Below are 17,999 nucleotides of genomic sequence, written 5' to 3'. Positions count from 1 at the left end.
AATCAGGGGGCGCGGCCAGCGGGGTCAACAGCGCTTTGTCAGCCACCCCGGGGCCGTCGTTCCCGATCATGGCGACGGCCGGCCCGGCCGCGGAGCGGGTTGCAGCTTGCGGCCCACCGCCACATAGCCGCCTGATGACGTCCTCCTGGCCAGGGACCGGCTCACCGAGCTCGTGGTGGATCACGGGTACGGGGCGCCAGGGTGAGCGTGTCGGCCTTGTACATCTCGTCCACCTTGCGAGCCTCCGCCGGGTTGAAGTCGGCGGTGAGGTGCGAGATCACCTGGGAGGGCCGCCGCTTGTTCCTCGCGCGAAAGCGCCGTGGTCTCCCGACACAGCGGTGGAACGTCGTCGCGGCGGCCTCGGCGGGGTTGATCGAACCTGGCACAGGGCGTTCAACGAGGCTGTTACCGCCCGTGGGCGCCTGAGGCGCCGTGGCGGTGGCCCGGGAGCATCTCCTGAACCTTGGCTTTGATTCCCTGCTTGATCATGCCGCTGCGGTCGCTGTCTCCCTTGACGATGGAGGACACCACCGCCTCGGCCTGTTCCCGGCTGGCGTGCGGAGGAATGGGTGGTACGGCAGGGTCGGTACGGAAGTCGATCACGAACGGCCGATCCGAGCCGAGAGCCTGCCGCCACGCCGCCTCCACCTGGTCGGTCGTCTCCACCCGAATCCCGCCGAGCCCGATGGAGCGTGCAAAGTCGGCATAGGGGACGTCGGGCAGCGCCTGGGAAGGCAGGAACTGCGGAGCACCGGACATGGCACGCATTTCCCAGGTGACCTGATTCAGGTCCTGGTTGTTGAGTACGGCGACGATCAGCCGCGGGTCCTGCCACTCCTGCCAGTATTTGGCGGCGGTGATGAGTTCGGCCATGCCATTCATCTGCATGGCGCCGTCGCCGACGAGAGCGAGCGCGGGGCGGCCGGGGTGGGCGAACTTGGCGCCGATGACGTACGGCACTCCGGGGCCCATCGTGGCGAGGGTGCCGGACAGAGAGCCGCGCATCGTCCCGCGCATGCGGAGGTGGCGGGCGTACCAGTTGGCCGCGGAGCCGGAGTCGGCGGCCAGGATCACGTCGTCGGGCAGCAGCGCATCGAGGGAATGCACGACGTACTCGGGGTTGATGGGGTCCGCCTCGACGGCAGCGCGCCGTTCCATGACGTCCCACCAGCGGGCGGTGTCCTTCTCGATCTTCTTACGCCAAGCCCCGTGCTTCTTGCGCTTCAGCTGAGGCAGCAGCGCCCTGAGAGTCTCTTTCGCGTCCCCGACAAGGTTGACCTCGAACGGGTAGCGCATCCCCACGTTGTGCGGGTCGATGTCGATCTGGACGGCGCGTGCCTGATCGAACTCGGGCAGGAACTGGCTGTAGGGGAAACTGGACCCCACCACAAGGAGCGTGTCGCAGTCCTGCATCAGCTCGTAGGAGGGACGCGTGCCGAGGAGGCCGATCGCTCCGGTGACGTAAGGCAGGTCGTCGGGCAGAACATCTTTGCCGAGAAGGGCCTTGGCGACGCCGGCGCCGAGAACGTCCGCGAGCTCTTGCACCTCGGTTCGCGCGCCTCGCGCACCCTGACCGATGAGCAGGGCGACCTTCTCGCCGGCATTCAGGACTTCCGCCGCGCGGATGAGGTCTGCACGGGCCGGAACCGGTGCGTACGAGGGCATGCCGAGGCTGGAGGGCACCATCTTGAACGCGTGAGTGGGCGGTGAGTACTCGAGGTCCTGGACGTCGGCCGGAATGATCACGGCCGTCACCGTCCGCCTGCTGCAGGCGGTGCGCATGGCCCGGTCGATGACGTTGGGCAGCTGTTCAGGGACAGTCACCATCTCGCAGAAGTCGGAGGCGACATCCTTGTACAGGCTCAGCAGATCGACTTCCTGCTGGTAAGAGCTGCCCATGGCACTGCGGTTGGTCTGCCCGACGATCGCTACCACGGGAACGTGGTCCAGCTTGGCGTCGTAGAGGCCGTTGAGCAGGTGGATCGCGCCGGGCCCCGAGGTCGCGGCGCAGAGACCGACCCTGCCGGAAAACTTGGCGTAGCCGACGGCTTCGAACGCCGCCATCTCCTCGTGTCGGGCCTGGACGAATTTCGGCTTGTCGTCAGCACGGCCCCACGCTCCGAGGAGCCCGTTGATGCCATCACCCGCGTAGGCGAACACGTGGTCGACCTCCCATTCACGCAGGCGTTGCAGGACGTAGTCGGATACCTTCACCAGGGGGTTCCTCTCATGTGCCGTGTGCTGAAGGGACGTCCGGCCCTCGGGCGCGGACCCGGCACCCGATGACGCTCACGGCTTGATCATCCACCGCATCAGGGCGCACGTTCCAGATCGCCGCGCAGGCAACTGGGGCAGCACGCGGACACCATCCCTTCCGCGGTGCGGGGCCGTCAGCACCACCGACCGTTCGTACACGCAGTACGTACCTGGTGCCCGACGAGGGGCCCCTCAGACATGCGTCTCGGATGCTGCTTGTCACCGGGTGACGTGAACACGGCTCAGCTCCGACGACAGCTGAACGCGTGGCTTCCAGGAGAGACCGTCAGTACCTGTGGATGAAGCGTTTTATGCACTCCTCCGGACGACATGACCAGCGGGTTCCTCCGTCTCACCGCGGGTTCCGAGCAACTTCGAGGAGGACGTCAGAGGTGTACCGGAATTCCTCCATGAGCCGTGTCGCCTCGGTGACGAGGATGCCGTACGGGGCGGAGGGGTCGGCGAGGGACAGGGACAACCGGTCGGACTCCTCGACTACCTCATCGCGGCAGACCTGGGCCTTGCCGGTGAGCCGATCGAGTCTTTTCGCCTGCTGGAGCAGAGTTGTCTCATCCAGTGTCGTCAGCACCTGAGCGACTGCGCCAGCGGATTCCAGGAACGCCGCGTACCGCTGCAGGAACGGCCTGCGGGCCTCGTCCTCCTCACGGGGCCGGTCGAGCCCGCGGGTGAGAGCAGCCACCTGATAGAGCGTGCGTTCCAGGGCGCCGAGCACTGCCTCGTAGCCCTGGAAACCCGGGTGGCCTCGGTAGCGGCGCATCAGGCGTCGAGGGTTGAGCAGGGCGCTCTCCTTGGCTGTCTCGAGTCCCGCCCGAGCCTGCTCGATCATCTGGCCCGTGCGTGCCGCGCGGGCCCGCCACCCCCCGGTTGTGTCCTGGTCGGGCATTCCCTCGGCGAGCACGGGATGCATGTCGGCGAGGATGTCGTGGAGGGTGTGGGCAAGGCTGCGGATGCTGTACTCGGCGCTGCGATAGCGCAGCGGCGGGGCCACGAGGACATTGACGGCGGTGCCGATCGCACAACCGATGAGAACGAGCAGCACAATCTCACCCAGCCGGAAGAACCGCTGGGAGTCCCCGGACGACGAGGTGTAGGTCGAGAAGGCGAAGAAGGCGGCGGTGGCGACCTGGGGTCCCTGGACGCCGAGAACGGGCCAACGCCCGATGGCAAGGGCGATGAGGGCGACCAGCACGAAGGTCAGCAGGTCGGGGCCGGCGAGGAAACCGAGAATTGCCTGCACCAGGACCCCCGCGACGACTGCACCGACGTAGCGCAGCGACTGCACGACCGAGCGGTAGACGGTCACCTGCATGATCAGTACCGCTGAGAACGGGGCGAAGGCAGGCGAACGCGCGTCGAGACCGTTGTAGGCGATCGCCCAGGCCAGAGTGGCGGCAAGGGTACTCTTTCCGATCACCAGAAGGGTGTCGCGTTGGTCTCCGGCGTACGAGAAAGCGCGTCGCGACCACTGGCCCAGTACAGCGACCCGCTCCCTGTCCACCCGTTCGGTCATCGTGCCGCGAGTCATGAAAGCCTGCGTCCTCCGGCCTCTTACGTTGCTCAGACCGCTGTCGGCCTGGGTCGTGCGTCGGTTTCGGTTCTTCTCCATGGCGTCGGCCAGGCGTGCAAGCATGCTGCGGTGCCGGATCCGGATCAGCGCGTCCACTGCCGTGTTGCGCAGCTTTCCACCCGGGCCGCGCAAAGGTGTCCATCGACGATCACCAGAGCCTCCGCGCCCCACGGACGTACCTCCACGGAGATCCGCGCAGTGCCGAGCTATCCGCTGCAGGGTTCCAGTTCCAGCAAGCCTGGCGCCTCACGGCATCGGTCCAACGGCTATCGACCCTCCAGCTCTCGTCGGTCGTACCGATGACAAGTGCCCGGCCTGACAGGTCTCACTCGTACGTACTCCTACGAGCGGAACCGTCTTGCGGACGCCGCCGTCTCGCTGACCACGAGGCGGTCGGTCGCCCAGGTCCGCAGCGGGGGGCGTGGCTGTCGACGCGTCGGCTTGGACGGTGCAGATTCGTTCCAGGCCGGTGATGCGCAGGATCAGGGCGGTGTCGGCCGGGCCTGTGGCCAAGACTATGTCGGCGTTCTGTCCGGCAGACGGTCTGCGTGCCGCCAACAGCACGCTGATGCCGCCGGAGTCGCAGATTTCCGGACCGGTCAGGTCCAGGACCAGCAGTTGCCGCGCGGCGGGATGTCGAGCCCACTAGCCAGGGGGCGTTCCACCGCCTGGCGGAGTCCGGGTGCAGTCACCTGGTCGAGGTCACCGGAGATCGCCAGTACGGGACCGGTGGCTGAGTTTCTGGCAGTGACTGTCAGCGGGCTCATGGCAGGTCTTCACTCGCGGGGGGTGGGAACAGGGGCGGGCACGCCTAGGGCGAGCAGTGCGGTGTCGTCGTCGAGCCCATCGCCGAAAGCGGCGAGCAGGCCAGTCAGGGCGACAATCAGAGCCTGGGGACCCCTGGGGGGCTGTTCGGAGGCGAAGGCGCGCAGAGCTTCGTCACCGTAGAGCTCGCGTTCGGGTCCGGTGCGGGCTTCGGTCAGGCCATCGGTGTAGAGCAGCAAGGTATCGCCGGGGAACAGCTGCGTGTGGGCGGGTGTGAATTGCGCCTGAGGCAGAACGCCGATGAGCATGCCGCCGGGGGTGGGCAAGTACTGGGCGGCGCCGTCAGCGCGTTGGATCAGTGCAGAGGGGTGGCCGCCGGAGGCCAGGCGCACGCTGACGCTGTCGCTGTCCGGGCGTAGAACCCCGAATATGGCGGTGCAGTAGCGGGTATCCCCGCTACTGTGCCGCTCGTGCAGCACGGTGTTCAGGGTGGTCAGTACCGTGACGGGGTCCGGGTCGTGCAGCGCGGCCGCCCGCAGCGTGTAGCGGGTCAGTGAGGTGACCGCCGCAGCCTGGGGGCCTTTGCCGCATACGTCGCCGAGGAAGAACGCCCACCGGCCCGAGCCGAGATGGAACAGGTCGTAGAAGTCTCCGCCCAGAAGATCGGGAGAGGCGGTGTGGTAGTAGGAGCCCGCTTCCAGGCCCGGAATCCTGGGCAGCTCGGTGGGCAGCAGACTCTGCTGGAGAACGGCGAGGGCTTCCTGCAGCCGCTCGCGGTCGACCTCGGTCTGGCGCCGTGCCTCTTCAGCCACTTGGCGTCCCCGTAGCAACTCGGCCTCGTAGGCGCGACGGTCGCGCGCATCGAAGATCGTGGTGCGGACGAGCATCGGTTCGCCGTCCTCGCCGGTCTTCACCCTCGAGGTGACGAGCACCGGCATCCGCCGGCCGTTGGCGGCCTTGATGTCCAGGGCGATGCCGCTGACCTCACGGTTCATATGCAACAGTGGGGCAAAGTGCGTCTCGTGGTAAAGCTTGCCGCCCACAGTGAGCAGATCGGTGAACCGCATCAGGCCCACCACCTGGTGCCGCGGAAGACCCAGCCACTCCAGCAGGGTGGCGTTGATCTTCGCGACAGTCCCATCCATGAGCGTGGACAGGTATCCGCAGGGCGCCTGCTCGTACAGCTCCTCCGCACTGTCCTCCAGCAGAGCGTCGGAAGCCACGTCAGTGGCGTCCACGTCCTGATCCCCCTCCGGAGAGTGGGCGGTGCGGCTCATCAGCGGGCCAGTTCGATGAAGTCGGTGATCGCCGCCGCGGTGGCCTGCGGTGCGCTCAGCTGCGGGCAGTGTCCCGTCGCCTCCAGCGTGACAGACGCGGGCCACCAGCCCCGGAAGCCCAGGAGGTCACCAGCCGCTCCGTGCGCGAGCTCGAGCTCAGCCGCTCTCACGGCCGGGGGCGCTAACGGCCAGTCGGTTCGTCATGTCGTGGCGTATGGCGGACATGAGCTCATATGTCCTTTCCGCGGCGTCATCGCGGGGAACAGTCGATCACCCGAATTCGATGGAGAGGAGTCAGCCATGACCGATACCGAGAGCGTGGAGTCCGACGACGACACCAAGCGTCCGGTGCTGACCAACCGGCAGGGACACCAGGTCTACGACAACCAGAATCAACGCACGGTCGGCGCTCGCGGCCCAGCGACCCTGGAGAACTACCAGTTCCTGGAGAAGATCAGCCACTTCGACCGGGAGCGCATTCCGGAGCGTGTCGTGCACGCGCGTGGAGTGACCACGTACGGCTTCTTCGAGGCTTACGGAAAGTACGGCGACGAACCGATCGGCCAGTACACCCGTGCCAAGCTGTTTCAGGAGGCGGGCAAGCGCACGGACGTGGCGGTGCGCTTCTCCACCGTGATCGGTGGCCGTGACTCCTCCGAGGCGGCGCGGGACCCGCGAGGGTTCGCCGTGAAGTTCTACACCGAGGACGGCAACTGGGACCTGGTCGGCAACAACCTCGGAATCTTTTTCATCCGGGACGCCATCAAGTTTCCCGACGTGATCCACGCGCTCAAACCCGACCCCGTCACCCACGAGCAGAAACCTGCCCGGATCTTCGACTTCATGTCGCAGACCCCGGAGAGCATGCACATGCTGGTGAACCTGTTCAGCCCGCGCGGCATCCCCGCCGACTACCGCCACATGCAGGGGTTCGGGGTCAACACGTACAAGTGGGTGAACAGCCGGGGCGACACAGTCCTGGTCAAGTACCACTGGATGCCCAAGCAGGGCGTGAGCAGCATGACCGAGGAAGACGCGGCGAACGTCCAGGCGACCGGCCTCGGACACGCCACCAAGGATCTCTACGAGGCGATCGGCCGCGGGGACTTCCCCGAATGGGAACTCGTCGTCCAGGTGATGTCCGACGACGAACACCCGGAACTGGACTTCGACCCGCTGGACGACACGAAGACCTGGCCCGAGCAGGACTTCCCACCGAAGGCGGTGGGACGCATGGTCTTGAATCGGGTCCCGGACAACTACTTCGCCGAAAACGAGCAGGCGTCCTTCGGCACCGGTGTGCTCGTCGACGGGCTCGACTTCTCGGACGACAAGATGCTGGTCGGCCGGACCTTCTCGTACAGCGACACCCAGCGGCACCGCGTAGGCCCGAACTACCTGCAGTTGCCGGTCAACCAGGCCAAGCACGCACACGTGGCAACCAACCAGCGAGACGGCCAGATGGCGTACGACAACAGCTACGGCGGTGAGAACCCGGAGGTCAACTACGAACCGTCGATCACCGGTGGTCTCCGCGAGGGCCGGTATCCGACGCACGACGACCAGGGGCCGGAGATCCACGGACGTCTCACCCGCGCCAGAATTCCGCGCACGAACGATTACCTGCAAGCCGGCCAGCGCTATCAACTGATGGAGTCATGGGAGCGTGACGACCTGGTCAAGAACTTCTCCGGCCTGTTCGCTCAGTGCACCCGTCCGGTCCAGGAACGCATGATCTGGCACTGTCTGATGACCGACACCGACTTGGGTACGCGCGTCGGAGAGGCCTTGGGCATCGGCCTCGGGGACGTCAAGCGGCTGCCGCCACTCCCCACGCAGAATCTCAACGACGACGAACGCGAGCGGCTTGCCCGCCTCGGTGAGAACCCGCCCCGCGATGTCACCGGACTTACGATGACCCACTGCGTCCCCAACAAGCGCCACGTCGTCAACCGCTGAGCCGACCCCACAGGGCCATGCCGCCCGCGTCGTCGGTGTTCGCCCTGCCGCCGGACGCAGTGTCGGGGACTCAAGCTGCCACGGCAGGTCAGCGGACGGGTCGCAGTCCAGCCGATCGCCCACCCTCCTCGGTGGTGTGCGGTTGCCGTCACGACCGGAGAGGTGAGCCGTGTTTCCCTCGGGTGGGTCACCCGTGTCGCTTCCTTGCGCGCCGTGACGGAGCCTCGGGGTGTGTGATCAGCACTGTCCGCAGCCCGCCGGAAAGAGGAATCAGCATGTCGGAACGCAATACCGTCCTGCGCAGCTTGCACGACCTGGGCCTGGGGGCCTGGTTCGGAGGGTCCCTCATGGGCGCTCTCGGTCTGAACGGCGCCGCCGAGCAGGAAGGCGGAAACGACGTCACGACCGCGCGGATCGCCAGTTCCGGCTGGGCCAGGTGGGCGCCCGTGAACGCCTTGGCCATCGGCGTCCACTTGATCGGCGGCACGGGGCTGCTCACAGCCAATCGCGCCCGTGTCCAGCTTCAACAGGGTGTCGCGGGGTCGACAGCGGCCAAGACCGTACTGACTGGTGCAGCTCTGGCTGCCACTGCCTACGCCGGCGTCTTGGGCAAGAAGATTGATCTCGCCAGTTCCCCGGACCCCGAAGACACCGAGAAGGCTGCGAAGCACCCCGTCGATGTGGAACAAGCGCAGAAGCACCTGGCTCTGGTGCAGTGGGCCATCCCTGCGCTGACCGCCGGAATCGTAGTCCTGAACGCACTCCACGGAGAGCAGCAGCGCCCTGTACAGCAGGCAAAGGGTATCGCGCTACGAGCAGCCCATCGCAACCTGTCTTTCTAGGACGCGCCCTGCTGGTGGTGACCGAACACACCGGAGAGCGTGGGAAACGCGCATGTCAGAGCATCGTGCGCTGGTCGTGGCTGTCCTGTCGGAGCTGGTCGGTGTGGCGGCTGATGGTGTCGATGCGGGCTGCCAGACCAGGATGGTTGGACGTCAGGTGTTCGTGAGCATCGGCGAGAGGAGCGATGAGGCCGGCGGCGTCGTCGTCAGCGAGGGCCGTGGAAAGCCGGGTGATGGAGTTTGCAGGGAGGTCGTCCAGAGCGGTGATCTGGCCGGCGAGCTGGCGCAGATCACCGGCATTGTCGCGGCACCAGGTGGAGACGGTGCGGTCGGCGGCACGGCCACTGCGGATGGCTTCCACGCGTTGCTCGCCCGTGGCGCCAGGGGCTCCGGGGCGTACGCGCAGATAGCGGCGTTCGGCGGCCTGCCGACTGGCGACGCCGAGAGGGTGGGCGAGGTCGGCCCAGCTGGTGCCTGCCGCGCGGGCCGCCTCGATCAGCCCCGGTTCCCATCCGGCCAGCCGGTCGCGCAGCTCGCGCAGCAGACGCAGAGCAGCCACCGCCTGCTCGGCATGCACCTGCTCGTCTGCTGCGCGCGACCCGTGCGCTGGTGTCTGGGCGCCCAGCACGGCCTCGTCGATCCGGTGCAACGCTGTCACGGTGGCAGCGAAGGACTTGGGCTCGCTGTCAGAGGGAGATGGGTTCATGGAGACTCCTTCACTGACGTCATCGTTCGGATGACATTGCAGTTGTCATCGTCTGGATGACATGCTACAACAGAGTCAGATGAAGCGCATTGGCAGTTCCTGCCTGACCAGTGGAGGTGTTTTCGCGATGTTGGTGCGCACTGACCCGTTCCGCGAACTGGACCGGCTCGCCCAGCAGCTCACGGGTGTTTACGGGACCTGGTCCAAGCCGTCGGTGATGCCGATGGACGCCTATCGTGAGGGCGAGGAGTACGTGATCGCCTTGGATCTCCCCGGTGTCACGCCTGACGCGATCGATATCGACGTCGAACGAAACATGCTCACCGTCAAGGCGGAGCGCCGCCCCGCCACGAGGGGTGAGGACGTGCAGGTGGAGCTCTCCGAGCGGTCGCTGGGCGTCTTCTCTCGTCAGCTGGTCCTGGCTGACACCCTGGACACGGAGCGCATCAGGGCCGATTACGACGCAGGGGTGCTGACCCTGCGGGTCCCGATCGCCGAGCGAGCCAAGCCTCGCAAGATCACCGTCGGCGCAGACACCACTCACAAGCAGATCGGCACCTGAACCCGGTCGTGCTCGCTCGCCCGTAGGGCTGAAGCGCACGATGCGCCTTCGGTAGCTCCTCCTCCGTGCTCGGCACGCGAGCAGGGGAGCATCGGGCGAATCCGCCGACACCCCAGGGTGTCCGCCTCAGCCGCCTCGCCGCAGCGCGAACCGCTCCCCGGAGCGGTTCGCGCTGCGGCGGCACACAAACGTGGCTATGTAACGGATGCGCCATGAGAGGTCAGGACTTACTTCGGCGGATCCGGGCACCCCTGCTTGCCGAGTCATCCCGAAATCAGCAGCGCGGCTGCCGGCCCTCGCCTGACGCAGCCGCCCGCCGCAAGAAAGGCAACCCCGTCCATGCGCTCCCCGAGCGAAATGACCCGCGCCACCACGGGCGTGACGTTCGATCAGATGCTGGAAAAGATCAGGTACGAGGGCGCGTACCCCACGCGCGAGCGAGCCGAGACCGTCACGGAAGCAGTGTTGTCCGGCCTGGGCCGGCAGCTGACCGGGAACGAACGTGTCGACCTCGCAGCCCGCCTCCCCACCGAGGCAGCCCGCATCTTCACCGACCAGATCCCCGACCCCGGCCCGCTGACCGGCTGGGGATTCGTCAAGGACCTGGCTGCTCGCACAGGCGGCACTCCCGCCACCGCCCGCTGGGACACCGGAGCTGTCCTCGCGACCGTCGCCCACCTTGCCGGCCCCGTGCTTCTCGACCGCATCCTCGCCCAGCTCCCACCTGGCTATGCCCTCCTGTTCGGTCGCGCGGAACTCATCCAGGCCGCATGACCGGCCCGACGGGCCACGGCCCCTCGGGCGAGGGCGCTGCCGCCGGGAGCCAGGCGTAGTCCTGTAGGGCTTCGGTGGATCCGTGCGGCTCGCCCGTAACCGTCATCGCGCTGTGGACGAATCGGGCGTGCTGTCTGCCGGTGCGGGCAGGCGATGCACCTTATGAGCAGGGGCTGGAGCTGGCCCGAGAGTGGCACTCCCCTGGCCACCCCCGGCTTCTGCTGGATTCTCGCCATCCCCGTCGGAGGCCTCCTGCACCCTGACAGACGCCGAAGTGCCGACGAAGACAGTCAGGTGGGGGGCCTTCGGCGTGACATCACTTCGCGCACCAGGTTCCTGTCACTGCTGCTCATCCTTCAGTGCAGGTTCAACCATGAAGTGACATCTCCTGCCGTCAGTGGCTCGGTACCCGGCAGATGGTCGCCGTCTTCTGTTCACGCACTGGGATCATGCCTTCGACCTGCTGGTTTTCTTGGCCGGCCGCTTGGTGGCTGCCTTGCGAGTGGGGGATGCAGTCCGGGCGGCCTGCTCCTCTGTCGTTGTCCCAGCCGTGGAAAGAGACCCGCCGCTGCTTTCCAGATGTGCCCGGACGAACCACTGGAACAGTTCCAGAGAGCGGAGGTGCTCGATGAGGAGGTCCTCGGTGACGGGATCCATGGAGCCGGCCTTGGAGGCTGCCGAGCGGTGATCCTTGATGACGCCGGTGTACACGAGGTCCAGGGCACCGAGATGAGCGATGGCGTCGGCGCGGCCGATGCTGTAGTCCTCCCAGGTGCGCTCGGCCACCAGGGCGCCGGGAGTGCCCTGCGGCTCACCCCCCAGCGTGGAGATGCGCTCCGCGGTGTCGTCGGCCATGTCCCTTACCGCGGCAGTCTGAGGATCGAGCATCTCGTGGACAGCGACGAAGTGAGGCCCCACCACGTTCCAGTGGATGTGCTTCAGAGTGAGGGCCAGATCGTTGAGTGCGTGCAGACGGGGGATCAGGAGTGAGACCAGTTGCTGACCGTTCTTCGTGCTGAGGCCGGGGACCGTGTAGAGAGGGCTGCGGTCTGACATGACTCTCCTTTGTGGCGATTGACGCACTTCCTCTGCCCCCTCCTGCTGGGACCGTAACCAAAGGATGACGCGGCCCGTGCTCGCCGCGCCCGTCGAGCGGGTCATGCAGCTATGCCGGGCCTCCGGCCCAAAGCGAACGAGTGGAAATCAGCCGGTACGGCCGATCAGTAGCAGACCTCGGACTCAGTCGCGTGTCGAGTGCCTTCGACGACTCCACGCCGGCCCTGCTGAATCCTTGCCGTGGTCCGTACGCAAAGACGCCGGATTCACGGGCGGGTTCCTGGCTGTACGGAGCGTCGAATCGACGCGACATCGGGGGAACGGACGGCTTCTCAGTAAGCTCCCGGCTCCGCCTGCCCCAGCCTCGCCGCAGACGCCGGTCGCGACTGTCGCCTCCCCGTCCAAAAACCCTCGCCACCCCCTTAGGGTAATCATCGATTTGCCTAATTCCACTAGGCATTTACATAATCAAACCCACTGAACAGGAGGGTGGTCATGGCAAGAGCAGGACTGACCGCGGAACGCCTCACCCAGGCCGGAGCCGAGCTGGCCGACGAGGTCGGCTTTGACAAGGTGACCGTCGCGGCACTCGCCCGGCAGTTCGGCGTCAAGGACGCGAGTCTTTACTCGCACCTGAAGAACTCCCAGGACCTCAAGACGAGGATCGCCCTGCTGGCTCTGGCCGAACTCGCCGACCGTGTCGCCGCGGCTCTGGCCGGGCGGGCCGGCAAGGACGCGCTGGAGGCGTTCGCGAACGCCTACCGCGACTACGCCCGGGAGCACCCGGGCCGCTACGCCGCGGCGCAGCTCAGGCTCGACGCGGAAGCGGCCGCAGCCAGTGCCGGCGTCAGGCACGCCCAGATGACGCGGGCGATCCTGCGCGGCTACGACCTGACGGAGCCGGACCAGACGCATGCGGTCCGGCTGCTGGGCAGTGTCTTTCACGGCTACATCAGCCTGGAGGCGGGCGGGAGCTTCAGCCACAGTTCCCCCGGCACGCAGGAGACCTGGTCACGGGTCCTGGACGCCCTCGACGCCCTGCTGCGGAACTGGCCCGCCTCCGAGCCGCCCGGCCCCTCCGGATCGAACCGGACACACACCCTGAAAGGCGGCGGAGAATGAGCACCCGACCCCGGCTGATGACCACCCCCCTCACCGAGGACCTCCTGCACGGCGCTCTGGAGCTGGAGCGCACTGAGCGCGGTGTGCTGCCGCACCGGCTGCCCGCTCGTGCCCGCGCCCAGAACACCGACGGCCAGCTGGCCATGGCGGAGGTTCAGCCCTCCGGCGTACGGCTCGTCCTGCGTACGCGGGCGACCGTCGTGGAGCTGGACACCTTGCCCACCAAGCGGGTGTACGTGGGTGCCCCGCCCCGACCGGACGGGCTCTACGACCTGCTGGTCGACGGCCGCTTCGCGGGCCAGGCATGTGCGACCGGTGGCAACACCCTGACCATCGACCTGGCCACCGGATCCTCGGAGGTCCGGCCGGGGCCTGCGGGTACCCTCCGCTTCAGCGGTCTGTCGGCCGGTCCGAAGGACGTCGAGATATGGCTGCCGCACAACGAGACCACCGAACTGATCGCCCTGCGCACTGATGCCCCCGTCGAGCCGGTGCCGGACCGGGGACGCAAGGTATGGCTGCACCACGGCAGTTCGATCAGCCACGGTTCCGACGCCGCGAGCCCCACCACCACCTGGCCCGCGCTGGCCGCCGCGCTCGGCGGTGTGGAGCTGGTCAATCTGGGATTCGCCGGTAGCGCCCTGCTCGACCCCTTCACCGCACGCGCTCTGCGCGACACCCCCGCCGACCGGATCAGCGTCAAGATCGGTATCAACCTGGTCAACGCCGACCTGATGCGGATGCGCGCGTTCACTCCGGCCGTCCACGGCTTCCTCGACACGATCCGCGAAGGCCACCCCACCACGCCGCTGGTGGTCGTCTCGCCTGTCCTGTGCCCCATCCACGAGACGACTCCGGGCCCCAGTGCACCGGACTACAGCGCCCTGAGCGCAGGGAAGCTGAACTTCCGCGCCGGGGGAGACCCCGCAGAAACGGCTGCCGGGAAGCTCACCCTGAGCACCATCAGGGACGAACTCGCCCGCATCGTCGAGCAGCGGGCGGCCGAGGACCCCAACCTGTACTACCTCGACGGCCGCGGACTCTACGGCGAGGAGGACGCCGCAGAGCTGCCGCTCCCCGACGCCCTGCACCCCGACGCGGCCACGCACCGCCGCATCGGCGAACGCTTCGCGAAGCTGGCCTTCCGGGCGGGTGGCCCGCTCGCCGTCACGGACGCCTGACCCACCGAGGCGCACGGGTCTCCGGCGCCCTTTCGTATCCGGCGCGGAGGTGAGTACTCTCGGGTGCGGTGAGTGACTGACGAGGAGTTGAGGTATGCCCGGTCGTCCGTGCGCGCGTTGACGTCGTAGTCCGTAAGCGGCCTGTCATCGCGTGCTGCCCTCCTTGTCACGCGGCACAGCGAACCCTTCCCGACCCCGGACTGCCGACGGCATCTGCCGTGCGCCGGGTGGCGGGCTTCGTTTCCCTGCGTTCCAAGGGGCCCCGTGCCGTCCTCTTCCTCCGCCTCCTCCCGTTCCTCTTCCTCTGCTGCGTCCGGTTCCGGCCGTCCGGTTCCGCCGCCGAGCCTGTCGTCCGACCGTGACTTCCGCAGACTCTGGGTGGGTCAGACGGCCTCCCAACTCGGCGAGCACACGGGACTCGTGGTCCTGCCGCTGTTCGCCGTACTGACACTCGACGCGGGCGCCGACCGGATCGGCGCCCTCCGCGCGGTGGGGCAGGTGCCGGTGTTTCTGTTCGCGCTCCTCGCCGGGGCGTGGGTGGACAGCCGACGGAGCCGGCCGGTGATGGTACTGGCCGACATCAGCCGGGCCCTGGCACTGGCGGCCGCCGCCGTGACCGGCTTCCTGGGCATGCTCGGTCTGCCGACGCTGTTCGTCGTCGTCTTCGTCGCGGGTGCTCTGTCCGTCCTCTTCGATGTGGCGTACCAGGCCGCACTCGTGCGTCTGGTGGACCGCGATCAGCTGCTGCGTGGCAACAGCGCGCTCGAGGCCAGCCGGTCGGCTGCTCAGTTCGGCGGCCCTGCCCTGGGCGGCGCGCTGGTTTCGCTCCTGTCGGCGCCGATCGGTGCGGCGTCGAGCGCCGCGTTCTTCGCCCTGTCGTTCCTTTCGATCAGCCGGATCCGCCGCCACGAACCGGTTCCCGGGAGCCGGGAGCGGCCCCCTGGGATCCGGCGGCAAATCCAGGAAGGCCTCAGCTTCGTGGCGCGGAACGTCGCGCTGCGGGCCGTCAGTCTTGCCTCGGCCGCCTTCCAGTTCTTCTTCGCCGCGACGATGACCGTCTATCTGCTCTTCCTGCCACGGGAACTGCATCTGTCCGGTGCCGCCATCGGGCTGGCGCTCGCCGCGACGGGGCCGGGCGCGCTTCTGGGCTCGTTCCTGGCGGTCCGGCTCCCCGGCCATCTGGGATATGGCCCCGTTCTCGTGTGTGCGGCGGGGATCGGCGACGCCGTGATGCTGTGCGTGCCCGCGCTGCACGGATCCCCCGCCGTGACGGTCCCGGTCCTTGTGGCGGTCGGTTTCGTGTTCGGGACCTTCGGCCAACTGGTCAACGTCACGGTCATGGCTGTCCGCCAGGCCGTCACCCCGGACGGGATGCAGGGCCGTGTCGCCGCGACGATCAACTTCGCCGGGCTGGGGCTCGCCCCGTTCGGATCCCTGCTCGGCGGATGGCTCGCGGAGGGCTGGGGACTGCGCGTCGGCCTCCTGGTGGCGGCTGCGGGCATGCTGGTGTCTCCGGCGGTGCTGGCGCTCTCTCCGCTCGCCCGCATGGGACGGACGCTGCCGGTACCGGACACCGGAGCTGAGCCAAACGGCTGTGACGGGGCGGGGGCGGTTGAGAGAGGGGACGCACACGGGCATTCTTGAACAAAGGTCGCATATGTGTGTTCGTGGGCGACCTGCCTAGGCGGTAAGGACGAGTGATGGGCCCATGAGCATGGACGAGTCGGGCCGTGCAGGCCCGCCTGCGGACAGAGGCGAGCCCGCACCGTCGGCTGAGGGGGGCAGAGGGTCCCCCTGCGTGCCGTCCGACGAGGTGCGCCGCCAGATCCTGGAGCAGCTGCCGGTGCCGGTGGCTTACTTCGGACGGGACCAGCTGCTCGCCATGGTCAATCGGGCAGCGGCCGATTCGGTCAGCAAGACCGAGGCCTCGCTGATCGGACTGCTGCCCGGGGAGGTCGAGCCCGGGTTGTTCCTGGAGGGCGGAACAGGGCTTGCCGAAGCCATCGACCGGGTGCTGAGAACCGGCGAAGGTGAGCCGTACGAGACGCACCTCACGCTGGAGGGCGGCGAGCACATCTGGCAGGCGGCGATGTCGCCTGTGCGCAATGCCGACGGCGAGGTCCAGGGCGTGTCCGTCGTGACACTGGATACGACGGACCAGTTCCAGGCACGCCGGCGCCTGAACATGCTGAACAAGGCCAGCATGCGCATCGGCAGCACCCTTGATGTGGGCCGCACCGCCGAGGAGCTGGCGGAGCTCGGCAGCGAGGGCTTCGCCGATTTCGTGACCGTCGACCTGCTCGCCGAGGTACTGTCCGGCGACGAGGCGCGCTCCGTGCTGCACCGGGACAAGATTTCCTTCTACCGGGCGGCCCACCGGTCGGTGCTCGAAGGGTGCCCCGAATCGGTCGTCCGGCTCGGTGAGACCCACGACTACGGCCGGGACTCCGTCATCGGTCGCGCCCTGATCGCAGGGGAACCGTCGCGTCAAACGGTCGACGAAGAGATTCTGCGGCAATGGGCGGCGGGCGAGCCGGTACGGGCGCGGGGCATGCGTATTCACAAAATCCATTCGGTACTGGTCGTTCCGCTGCGGGCGCGCGGCATCACTCTCGGCATCGTGGTGTTCGCCCGCCACCGGACCCCCGCGAGATTCGGCAGTGCGGATCTTCAGCTGGCCACCGAAATGGTCTCGCGAGCTGCCGTCTGCGTGGACAACGCCCGGCGTTACACCCGCGAACGGGCCACGGCCCTCGCCCTGCAGCGCAGCCTGCTGCCCCGCCGGGCGGCCCGTCAGCAGGCCGTCGAGGTCACCGCGCGCTATCTCCCGAACACGAACGGCGCCGGCATCGGAGGGGACTGGTTCGATGTCATCCCGTTGTCCGGCGCCCGGGTCGCCCTGGTGGTCGGAGATGTCGTCGGGCACGGCCTGCATGCCTCGGCCACCATGGGCAGGCTCCGCACCGCCGTGCGGACCCTCGCCGATGTCGACCTCACGCCCGAGGAACTGCTGACGCAGCTCGACGACCTGGTGCTGACCCTCGACCGAGAGGAGCCGGCGGACAGCGCCGTCGGCGCGACGGTCGCCGGCGCGACCTGCCTCTACGCCGTGTACGACCCGGCCGCCGGCTGCTGCACGATGGCCAGGGCCGGTCACCCCGAGCCGATGCTGATTCGCCCCGACGGCACCGTCGAACAGCTGGCGCTGCCCATCGGACCGCCGCTCGGGGTGGGTGGCATGACCTTCGAGGCAGCCCATTTCGAGCTGCCCGAGGGCAGCCGTCTGGCCCTCTACACGGACGGTCTGATCGCGACGGCGGGCAGGGACATCGATGCCGCCTTGACGGAGCTGCGTCAGCTGCTCGGCCGCCCCGCCCGCACCCTCGAGGAGACCTGCGACACCGTCATGGACGCATTGGTCCCCCCGCAGCCGGACGACGACGTCGCCCTGCTGCTGGCTCGTACCCGGCGTCTGGACGCGCACCACTACGCCTCGTGGGACCTGGCCGCGGATCCGGCCGTCGTGGCGACCGCCCGCAAACGCGCCTCCGCGCAACTGCTGGCGTGGGGTTTGGACGACGCCGTGTTCACGACCGAGCTGGTCGTCAGCGAACTGGTCACCAACGCCATCCGCTACGGCGGCGATCCGATCCGGCTCCGCCTCATCCGGGACACCGCGCTCATCTGCGAGGTTTTCGACGGCAGCAGTACCGCCCCCCATCTGCGCCGCGCCCGTATCTTCGACGAAGGTGGACGCGGCCTGCTGCTCGTCGCGAGTCTCACCGAGCGCTGGGGCACCCGCTACACCGGCACGGGCAAGACGATCTGGGCCGAACAGCCGCTGCCGGGCACGGACGAGGCGAACATGGCCTGATGCCGGCCGGGAGTTCAAGGTCAAGGGGCCGGCAGCC

At 67.8% G+C, this 17,999-nt stretch carries 16 protein-coding genes and 1 pseudogene; 8 read left to right on the top strand and 9 right to left on the bottom strand.

Annotated elements, in window-relative coordinates:
• Positions 1-161: 161 nt before the first annotated feature.
• The 7 genes and pseudogenes from ACWD04_RS06825 to ACWD04_RS06795 form a co-directional block, all read right to left on the bottom strand.
• Complete coding sequence (locus ACWD04_RS06825; protein ID WP_451128870.1) at positions 162-386, bottom strand: hypothetical protein; 225 nt, start codon at positions 384-386, stop codon at positions 162-164.
• A 19-nt stretch (positions 387-405) separates the two neighbouring features.
• Positions 406-2,214: a thiamine pyrophosphate-requiring protein gene (locus ACWD04_RS06820; protein WP_451128868.1), complete on the bottom strand. Its 1,809-nt coding sequence runs from the start codon at positions 2,212-2,214 to the stop codon at positions 406-408.
• A 394-nt stretch (positions 2,215-2,608) separates the two neighbouring features.
• The gene (locus ACWD04_RS06815) at positions 2,609-3,802 is read right to left on the bottom strand and encodes an FUSC family protein (RefSeq protein ID WP_451128866.1); all 1,194 of its coding nucleotides are present in this window, start codon (positions 3,800-3,802) and stop codon (positions 2,609-2,611) included.
• Between the two features lie 288 nt (positions 3,803-4,090).
• Positions 4,091-4,408 (bottom strand): hypothetical protein, encoded by a 318-nt coding sequence (locus ACWD04_RS06810; RefSeq protein WP_451128864.1) that lies wholly within the window; start codon positions 4,406-4,408, stop codon positions 4,091-4,093.
• Positions 4,409-4,443: 35 nt separating this feature from the next.
• A complete protein-coding gene (locus ACWD04_RS06805) occupies positions 4,444-4,611 on the bottom strand; it encodes a hypothetical protein (protein ID WP_451128862.1) in 168 nt (55 codons plus the stop codon).
• Between the two features lie 9 nt (positions 4,612-4,620).
• Complete coding sequence (locus tag ACWD04_RS06800; protein WP_451128860.1) at positions 4,621-5,886, bottom strand: PP2C family protein-serine/threonine phosphatase; 1,266 nt, start codon at positions 5,884-5,886, stop codon at positions 4,621-4,623.
• Positions 5,886-5,978: pseudogene (locus tag ACWD04_RS06795) on the bottom strand (alpha/beta fold hydrolase); the annotation flags it as partial. The pseudogene ACWD04_RS06795 and the gene ACWD04_RS06800, both read right to left, overlap by 1 nt.
• A gap of 208 nt (positions 5,979-6,186) precedes the next feature.
• On the opposite strand from ACWD04_RS06795, the gene ACWD04_RS06790 reads away from it, so the two are divergent.
• Positions 6,187-7,845 carry a catalase gene (locus ACWD04_RS06790; RefSeq protein WP_451128858.1) on the top strand — a complete coding sequence of 553 codons (1,659 nt, stop codon included), beginning with the start codon at positions 6,187-6,189 and terminating at the stop codon, positions 7,843-7,845.
• Positions 7,846-8,120: 275 nt separating this feature from the next.
• Positions 8,121-8,687: a hypothetical protein gene (locus ACWD04_RS06785; protein ID WP_451128856.1), complete on the top strand. Its 567-nt coding sequence runs from the start codon at positions 8,121-8,123 to the stop codon at positions 8,685-8,687.
• A 55-nt stretch (positions 8,688-8,742) separates the two neighbouring features.
• On the opposite strand, the gene ACWD04_RS06780 is transcribed toward ACWD04_RS06785, so the two are convergent.
• Positions 8,743-9,393 (bottom strand): type III effector protein, encoded by a 651-nt coding sequence (locus ACWD04_RS06780; protein WP_451128854.1) that lies wholly within the window; start codon positions 9,391-9,393, stop codon positions 8,743-8,745.
• 127 nt (positions 9,394-9,520) lie between these two features.
• Here ACWD04_RS06780 and ACWD04_RS06775 point away from each other — a divergent pair, with 127 nt between their 5' ends.
• Both ACWD04_RS06775 and ACWD04_RS06770 read left to right on the top strand, forming a co-directional pair.
• Positions 9,521-9,955 (top strand): Hsp20/alpha crystallin family protein, encoded by a 435-nt coding sequence (locus tag ACWD04_RS06775; protein ID WP_451128852.1) that lies wholly within the window; start codon positions 9,521-9,523, stop codon positions 9,953-9,955.
• A 339-nt stretch (positions 9,956-10,294) separates the two neighbouring features.
• Positions 10,295-10,729, top strand: coding sequence for a DUF2267 domain-containing protein (locus ACWD04_RS06770; protein ID WP_451128851.1), 435 nt, complete (start codon positions 10,295-10,297; stop codon positions 10,727-10,729).
• 447 nt (positions 10,730-11,176) lie between these two features.
• Here ACWD04_RS06770 and ACWD04_RS06765 read toward each other — a convergent pair whose 3' ends face one another.
• Positions 11,177-11,785: a Dps family protein gene (locus ACWD04_RS06765; RefSeq protein WP_451128850.1), complete on the bottom strand. Its 609-nt coding sequence runs from the start codon at positions 11,783-11,785 to the stop codon at positions 11,177-11,179.
• 495 nt (positions 11,786-12,280) lie between these two features.
• Between ACWD04_RS06765 and ACWD04_RS06760 the strand changes: the two genes are divergently transcribed.
• The 4 genes from ACWD04_RS06760 (at position 12,281) to ACWD04_RS06745 (ending at position 17,962) form a co-directional block, all read left to right on the top strand.
• Positions 12,281-12,907 carry a TetR/AcrR family transcriptional regulator gene (locus ACWD04_RS06760; protein WP_451128848.1) on the top strand — a complete coding sequence of 209 codons (627 nt, stop codon included), beginning with the start codon at positions 12,281-12,283 and terminating at the stop codon, positions 12,905-12,907.
• Positions 12,904-14,088 carry a GDSL-type esterase/lipase family protein gene (locus ACWD04_RS06755; RefSeq protein ID WP_451128846.1) on the top strand — a complete coding sequence of 395 codons (1,185 nt, stop codon included), beginning with the start codon at positions 12,904-12,906 and terminating at the stop codon, positions 14,086-14,088. The genes ACWD04_RS06760 and ACWD04_RS06755 overlap by 4 nt, the downstream gene beginning before the upstream one ends.
• Positions 14,089-14,352: 264 nt before the next feature.
• Positions 14,353-15,732: an MFS transporter gene (locus tag ACWD04_RS06750; protein ID WP_451128844.1), complete on the top strand. Its 1,380-nt coding sequence runs from the start codon at positions 14,353-14,355 to the stop codon at positions 15,730-15,732.
• A 64-nt stretch (positions 15,733-15,796) separates the two neighbouring features.
• Complete coding sequence (locus ACWD04_RS06745; protein ID WP_451128842.1) at positions 15,797-17,962, top strand: SpoIIE family protein phosphatase; 2,166 nt, start codon at positions 15,797-15,799, stop codon at positions 17,960-17,962.
• Positions 17,963-17,999: the final 37 nt, after the last annotated feature.

The sequence above is a fragment of the Streptomyces sp. NPDC002911 genome (assembly GCF_053591835.1).
Note: the sequence above shows the minus strand (reverse complement) of the source record. Positions and strands in the feature narration are given on the sequence as shown.

Excerpts from the sequence above, each read along its gene's own strand:
- ACWD04_RS06815 (WP_451128866.1), bottom strand. The coding sequence starts at position 3,802 with ATGACTCGCGGCACGATGACCGAACGGGTGGACAGGGAGCGGGTCGCT.
- ACWD04_RS06805 (WP_451128862.1), bottom strand. The coding sequence starts at position 4,611 with ATGAGCCCGCTGACAGTCACTGCCAGAAACTCAGCCACCGGTCCCGTA.
- ACWD04_RS06800 (WP_451128860.1), bottom strand. The coding sequence starts at position 5,886 with ATGAGCCGCACCGCCCACTCTCCGGAGGGGGATCAGGACGTGGACGCC.
- ACWD04_RS06790 (WP_451128858.1), top strand. The coding sequence starts at position 6,187 with ATGACCGATACCGAGAGCGTGGAGTCCGACGACGACACCAAGCGTCCG.
- ACWD04_RS06785 (WP_451128856.1), top strand. The coding sequence starts at position 8,121 with ATGTCGGAACGCAATACCGTCCTGCGCAGCTTGCACGACCTGGGCCTG.
- ACWD04_RS06780 (WP_451128854.1), bottom strand. The coding sequence starts at position 9,393 with ATGAACCCATCTCCCTCTGACAGCGAGCCCAAGTCCTTCGCTGCCACC.
- ACWD04_RS06775 (WP_451128852.1), top strand. The coding sequence starts at position 9,521 with ATGTTGGTGCGCACTGACCCGTTCCGCGAACTGGACCGGCTCGCCCAG.
- ACWD04_RS06770 (WP_451128851.1), top strand. The coding sequence starts at position 10,295 with ATGCGCTCCCCGAGCGAAATGACCCGCGCCACCACGGGCGTGACGTTC.
- ACWD04_RS06765 (WP_451128850.1), bottom strand. The coding sequence starts at position 11,785 with ATGTCAGACCGCAGCCCTCTCTACACGGTCCCCGGCCTCAGCACGAAG.
- ACWD04_RS06760 (WP_451128848.1), top strand. The coding sequence starts at position 12,281 with ATGGCAAGAGCAGGACTGACCGCGGAACGCCTCACCCAGGCCGGAGCC.
- ACWD04_RS06755 (WP_451128846.1), top strand. The coding sequence starts at position 12,904 with ATGAGCACCCGACCCCGGCTGATGACCACCCCCCTCACCGAGGACCTC.
- ACWD04_RS06745 (WP_451128842.1), top strand. The coding sequence starts at position 15,797 with ATGAGCATGGACGAGTCGGGCCGTGCAGGCCCGCCTGCGGACAGAGGC.